At 47.2% G+C, this 4,541-nt stretch carries 4 protein-coding genes and 1 pseudogene; all 5 read right to left on the bottom strand.

Going from position 1 to position 4,541, the window contains the following annotated elements:
• A pseudogene (locus Q0338_RS07290) lies at nt 1-323 on the bottom strand (twitching mobility protein); the annotation flags it as partial.
• 13 nt (nt 324-336) lie between these two features.
• Nucleotides 337-1,332 (bottom strand): transaldolase, encoded by a 996-nt coding sequence (locus Q0338_RS07285; protein WP_298086175.1) that lies wholly within the window; start codon nt 1,330-1,332, stop codon nt 337-339.
• 13 nt (nt 1,333-1,345) lie between these two features.
• Nucleotides 1,346-1,969 carry a phosphoserine phosphatase SerB gene (serB, locus tag Q0338_RS07280; RefSeq protein ID WP_298086174.1) on the bottom strand — a complete coding sequence of 208 codons (624 nt, stop codon included), beginning with the start codon at nt 1,967-1,969 and terminating at the stop codon, nt 1,346-1,348.
• An 8-nt stretch (nt 1,970-1,977) separates the two neighbouring features.
• The gene (locus tag Q0338_RS07275) at nt 1,978-2,475 is read right to left on the bottom strand and encodes a chemotaxis protein CheW (RefSeq protein ID WP_122863207.1); all 498 of its coding nucleotides are present in this window, start codon (nt 2,473-2,475) and stop codon (nt 1,978-1,980) included.
• 3 nt (nt 2,476-2,478) lie between these two features.
• Nucleotides 2,479-4,541: chemotaxis protein CheW (locus Q0338_RS07270; protein ID WP_298086173.1), on the bottom strand; the 2,063-nt coding region annotated here is incomplete at its 5' end.

Genomic DNA, 4,541 nt, shown 5'->3' with positions numbered 1-4,541 from the left:
TTTGCAAGCTCGTCGTCAATTGGCTTTAGCTTTGGCAAATCATCAAACCTGCCGATCTCTTCAAATTTAGGCTCCGGTTGCAGGGCAACCTCTTCTCGCACGGCGTCCTCCGCTTTTAGGGGCACCACCTCTTGCTCGTCCTCGTGCGAGTTTTCTTTATTTTTGTTTCTATGCTGTTCTATATCGCTTCTTAAAACCTTTGCTTTTAGCTTGATAATGCGCTCTAAGGCATCGTCCTGGCTATCAAATTTAATGCTGGAACCAACAAGCTCGTAGTCCTTAACGTCCTCTTCGTTCACAGAAGTAAATCTTAAAGGCTTCATGGCTGCTTCCTAGTTATTTTAGTGCTTTCATTATGTCTTCAAATGCCGTCACGAACTGCTTTAAGCCGTCGTTTAGCAAGTCTTTATAAACCTTCTCCATGTCTATGTCAGCTCTTTTTACCACGCCGAAAAATTTCTCTATGCTGTCGTCGCTAACAGCTGTTTTAGGTTCGTTTTTGCTAGCGATAAATGCTTTGATAGTATCAAGCGGAGCCGTATTTACCGCATTTTGATACATAAGCTCTTTTACGTAATAATCCTTTACCAGCTCATCGCCCTTTACGCCCGTGCTAGCAAACAGCGCGCGCGTCGTCGGCAAGCTTTTATTTTCTATGATTTTATAAATTTTAGTCGCGTTCATGATGCCGATTTGACCTGTCGGTAGCGAGTTTTCGCGCATTTTTTCATCTAGCAAGCGATCAAACCTGCTAACAAAAATGCTAATCACGCTTTTTGGTAGCGGCGTTAGCGGAAATTTTTTCTCATAAGCTTTCACGCCCTCTTCAAAAGCATCCAAACATGAAACGGCTTGATCGGGCGAGAAAATCAGCGTCGCATTTACAGCGATACCGCGCGCCGTTAGAGCACTCATCGCTTCAAAGCCCGCTTTTGTCGCAGGGATTTTGATCATGACGTTTGGCATGCCGATCTCCGCGTGCAGTCTAGCGCCCTCGTCCACCGTAGCTGCAGCGTTATCGCAAAAGCTAGGATCGACCTCGATGCTAACAAATCCGTCGTCACCGTTTGCGTAGTGCCTCAAAAGCTTGGTCGCAGCTATCTTGATATCTTGCACCGCGAGAGCCTCGTAAAGCGCCTTTGGATATTTTTTGCCCATTTGGCCGATGACGTCTTTGTATGAGTCCGACAAAAACGCGGCTTTAAAGATGGACGGGTTTGAGGTCACGCCGTTAATAGCGCCTATTTGTAGTAAATTTTCAAACTCGTCTTGCAAAAAGTCGCGCTCGATAAAGTCGCACCACAACGAAAAATTTATATCATTATTAAACATTTTTCTCGCCTTTTTATATCAAATTTATGATCTCGCGCAAATCTTTTTTATCCACGCAACAAGTTGCCGCTTGCCTTAAAATTTGCTTCGCGCAAAACGCGATTTTTAAATTTGAATGCTCAAACATAGATAGGTCGTTGGCGCCGTCGCCCACGCTCATCGTCTGCTCTTTTGAGATACCGAGCATTTTTTGCAAATTTGCAAGCATCGCGCCCTTTGAAAAGCCAAACATCATCTCGCCGCCCACGAGTCCGGTTAAGACGCCGTCTTTGTGGTGCAGGATATTTGCAAAGCTAGCGTCAAATTTGAGCTTCTCTTGCGCTCTGTCCGTGCCCGAGTGAAATCCTCCGCTAAAAACTACGACCTTGACGCCTTTGCTTTTTAGATGCGCGATTAGCTCGGCGGCTCCTGGCATGAGCGGCAAATTTGAGCAAATTTCATCTACTTTAGCAAGCTCAAGCCCCTTTAAAAGCGACACTCGGCGCGTCAAGCTCTCAAAAAAATCAAGCTCGCCCGCCATCGCCTTTGCCGTTATTTCGCTGACTTCATCGCCCACACCCTTTGCCGCGGCTAGAAAATCTATCGTCTCGCCGTCCATCAGCGTCGAATCAAAATCAAATACGCAAAGCTTTATCAAATTTGATCCTAGAAATCGCGTTTTAGCAACGTTTCGACTTTTAAAATCGTAAGGATATTATTGTCTCTTTTGCCGATACCGTAAATCATGCCTTTGTCTTTTAAAAGCGTTTCAGGCGGCGGATCGATCCTGTTTTGCTGTATTCTAATGGCTTCCGTTAGCCTGTCGATCACAAATCCCGCGACGTTATCGCCCTCTTTCATCACGATATACCTCGTGCTTGGACTCGGTTTTGCGGCATTTAGAGAAAATTTCTTTCTCAAGTCGATTAGCGGGATGACGCTACCGCGCAGGTTAAACACGCCCAAAACATAGTCCGGCACGCTAGGCACGCGAGTGTATTCGATCGGTTTAATGATCTCTTGGATATTTAAAATAGGTATCGCATACTCCTCGTCGCCCACGATGAAACCGACTAACTGGACGATCTCCTCGCGCTCTTTTTCGCTCGGATCCATCACCTGACTTTTTTGTTTTTTTAGAACCTGATTTAATTTGTCGTTCATGTTCTATCCTATTAGTTTGATATTTTTTCTAACTACGTTTTCAAGGTAATCCGACGAATACGGCTTGGTGATGTACTCGGTCATTCCTACCTCCACGCCTCTTAGCCTGTCGGTCTTTGACGTCCTTGAGGTTACCGCAATAAGCGGCAAATTTCTATATTTTGAGTACTTGCGAATTTCGCCTGCTAGCGTGTAGCCGTCCATTCGCGGCATCTCGATATCGATTAGCATCGCATCAAGCGCGTGTTCGCCCGATTTTACGATAGCTAGAGCCTCGACGCCGTTAGTAGCCTCGATCACCGTTACGCCAAGAGGGGCTAGCGATTTTTGCATGATCGTTCTGTCCATCTTCGAGTCGTCGACGATTAATACCTTATAATCGCTCGGCTTTTCTTTGACGCTCTTTGAGGCTTCCATACTGGCTTTTATGTCTACTTTTATATCTTTTGCCATCTCCATCATCATACCTACGTCGATGATTAGCGTTACACGGCCGTCGCCTCTTATCGTGGCGCCTGCGATTCCCGGGATGTTTTGGAGATAATCGCCCATTGATTTTATGACGATCTCTTCTTGTCCTACGAGGCTATCTACGATGATGCCGAGCTTCGCCTCCGCTACGCCGATAACGACCACGTAGGTCTGATCTCCGCCGTCAAAGACTTGCTTGACGCCGAAGATATCTGAGAGCTTAACTAGCGATAGCACTTCGTCGCGTAGTCTAAGCACGTTTTTGCCGTCGATCGTATAGATATCGTCGATCGGTACGCGCACGGTCTCTAAGACGCTTGCTAGAGGAATAGCGAAAAACTCCTCCTGAGCTCCGACTAAAAGCGACTGTATGATCGCTAGCGTGAGCGGGATCTTTAGCTTCATCGTCGTGCCCTTGCCCACTTCGCTTTCGATGTCGATTATACCGTTTAGCTTTTCGATATTGGTTTTTACGACGTCCATTCCCACGCCGCGGCCGCTTACGTTAGTTACCTTCGCCGCAGTCGAAAATCCAGGTTTAAATATAAGTCCAAACGCCTCTTTATCGCTCATCGCGTCGGCTTCGCGCTCGGTGATGATGCCTTTTTCTATTGATCTAGATTTTAGCATATCGGCATCTAGTCCCTTACCGTCGTCGGTGATCTCGACTACGATATGGTTGCCTTCGTTATAGGCTTTTAGCTGGATGGTGCCTTTTTCCGGTTTGCCGGCGGCCAGTCTGGTCGCGCCGTCTTCGATACCGTGGTCGCACGAATTTCTTATCATGTGTACGAGCGGATCGCCGATTTGCTCGACGATAGATTTATCAAGCTCAGTCTCCTCACCCGTGATCTCAAGGTCGATTTGCTTATTTAGCTCGCGGCTTAGATCGCGGATCATGCGAGGAAATTTATTAAATACCTTCGCGATAGGTAGCATCCTCGTTTTCATAACGGCTAGCTGTATGTCGGTAGTTACCAAACTTAGGCTAGATACTACTTGATTTAGCTCCTCAAGGAATTTCTCGCCTTCATATCTCTCCTCGACGTCGTCGTAAATTTTAAGCAATCTGTTTTTGCCAAGCACCAGCTCGCCAATCAGGTTCATCAGGTGATCTAGACGCTTAACCTCGACACGTATGGTCTGCTCGTCCGCGCTAGCTCCGCTTGACGGAGCTGGGACTTTTTTGTCCTCTTTTTTCTCGGCTGGCTTTGCTGGAGCTGGTTTTGGAGCCGGAGCCGAATTTGACGGAGTTGGAGCTTGCGGCGCGGCAGGCTTTGGCGCTTCTCCTCCAGCTGCTTTTTGGGCTCGTCTTGCCTGATCTTCAGCCTTTCTTACTTTTAGCAGCCTTTCTATCTCAGCTTCGACCTCGTCGTCGCTCAAATTTGACAAATTTTCATCGCTAACGGTCTCAGATTCAGGCTCTTTTGGCGTTTCAACTACAGGCTCTGGTGCCGCAGGAGTAGGCTCGCTAACGGCCGCACTCGGAGCTTCGCCTTCGGATATCGCGGTTAGTCTTTTGCAGATATCTTCTATCTCGATGCCTACGTCCGTATCGTTGCCGCTATCTCTGATACCGTGCAAAAGCCCTTTCA

This window comes from uncultured Campylobacter sp. (genome assembly GCF_938018145.1).
GTDB lineage: Bacteria > Campylobacterota > Campylobacteria > Campylobacterales > Campylobacteraceae > Campylobacter_A.
Note: the sequence above shows the minus strand (reverse complement) of the source record. Positions and strands in the feature narration are given on the sequence as shown.

Excerpts from the sequence above, each read along its gene's own strand:
- Q0338_RS07285 (WP_298086175.1), bottom strand. The coding sequence starts at position 1,332 with ATGTTTAATAATGATATAAATTTTTCGTTGTGGTGCGACTTTATCGAG.
- Q0338_RS07275 (WP_122863207.1), bottom strand. The coding sequence starts at position 2,475 with ATGAACGACAAATTAAATCAGGTTCTAAAAAAACAAAAAAGTCAGGTG.